Raw genomic sequence first — 1,443 nt, 5'->3', positions numbered from 1 at the left:
ACGAACTCATCGACGACATCCCCCGAAGCCGCGCCCCATACTCCAGCGAACTCCAAGACGAAAACACGCCAGAACAACAAAACGCGCCGGACTCCCCCGCCGCATCGGAGCCACCACAGACCGAACCGCGAGATCAGGACTGACCCACCGGGGCACCGGACCAGGAGACACTGACGCCAAGGCAGGAATGACATACTCCTTGCCTCGCGCGCGCCGACGCCAACCAGGTCATGACGTGCTGAGGGAACTTCGGGAGCGCCAGGTCTGGACTCCGGACCTGATACTTCACCAGATCCGGGGTAACAATGCGAGAGAAGGCATCAGCGGGAACGTCGTTCCCACCAAGTCCCCCGCCGGGATCAGAGGGACCATTTTTTGGAATCTCACTCATCTGGACACGGGTAGGCTCACACGTCCGCGATACTCGTAAGGTCGAACCCGACCACGAGCACGCTCGCGAACGGGGCCATCACCAGGAGCCCGACGGGGGGACGCCCCACGGAGCTCCCCAGAATGAGCGGAAACTGCCCAATTTGCGCAGGCTGATCGCCGTGGGCCCAGGAATTTCCTCTTTAGGGCCATCCAGAGCATTTTTCTTTCCTTGTAGCTGCGTTCGCTTCTCCACGGAACCCAGTCCTCAGAGAGCGGCCCTTCCCAGCCGCACAGAGGACGGCCAAGTCAGATGTTCCTTCATGAAAGAAGACTCTTTTGGTTCACCGAATTCGGTCTATGCGGGGTGTGTAGTGTGTAGAGAAGTGGCTTGCCGAAGTGGTCCGCTGCGGGCTGACCCATGAAGGACCCGTCGTAGATATCATGCACGAGGGCGTCAGCGGGCTGCCGGCGGTGGCACGCGAAGCGGCTCGCTTCGCCCCGTCCTTCCGCCCAGGCACCGATATCCCTTAGAGGCCTCCGTAGGCGCCGGATGCTGACCGTAAGCGATGACCTGGCGGCAGCCAGTCCCGAGGACGCCCCTCGCAAACCGTGCCGCCGTCCCGCCCTGTCTCGGGCTGGAGCTCGAGCGACCAGCCCGCGTGCGCCGTGACGTAGAGTGTTGCAGCACAACACGGGTCAGGCCTCCGGACCCACGAACCGCATCCGACGCGATTTCGGAGGGCTCCCCGCCGATTTTGAGCGTTACAGCACGCGGCTGAGGAATTCCTTGGTGCGGGGGTGCTGGGGATTGGCCAGGACCTCCCGAGGGTCGCCGGACTCGACGACGATGCCGCCGTCCATGAAGGTCAGGCGGTCCCCGACCTCCCGGGCAAAGCCGATCTCGTGGGTGACCACGATCATCGTCATGCCGGACTTGGCGAGGTCCTTCATCACGTTCAGCACATCTCCGACGAGTTCCGGGTCGAGCGCGGACGTGGGCTCATCGAAGAGCATGAGCTCGGGGTCCATGGCCAGGGCGCGGGCAATCGCGACGCGCTGCTGCTGGCCGCC

At 63.7% G+C, this 1,443-nt stretch carries 1 protein-coding gene; it reads right to left on the bottom strand.

Going from position 1 to position 1,443, the window contains the following annotated elements; genetic code table 11:
• Positions 1-1,134: 1,134 nt before the first annotated feature.
• A partial coding sequence (locus B5X90_RS20880; RefSeq protein ID WP_143264867.1) for an ATP-binding cassette domain-containing protein occupies positions 1,135-1,443 on the bottom strand: 309 nt, incomplete at its 5' end.

The sequence above is a fragment of the Arthrobacter sp. 49Tsu3.1M3 genome (assembly GCF_900168135.1).
Classification (GTDB): Bacteria; Actinomycetota; Actinomycetes; order Actinomycetales; family Micrococcaceae; genus Arthrobacter.
The sequence above is the reverse complement of the archived record's forward strand: the minus strand, read 5'-3'. Positions and strand labels throughout refer to the sequence as shown.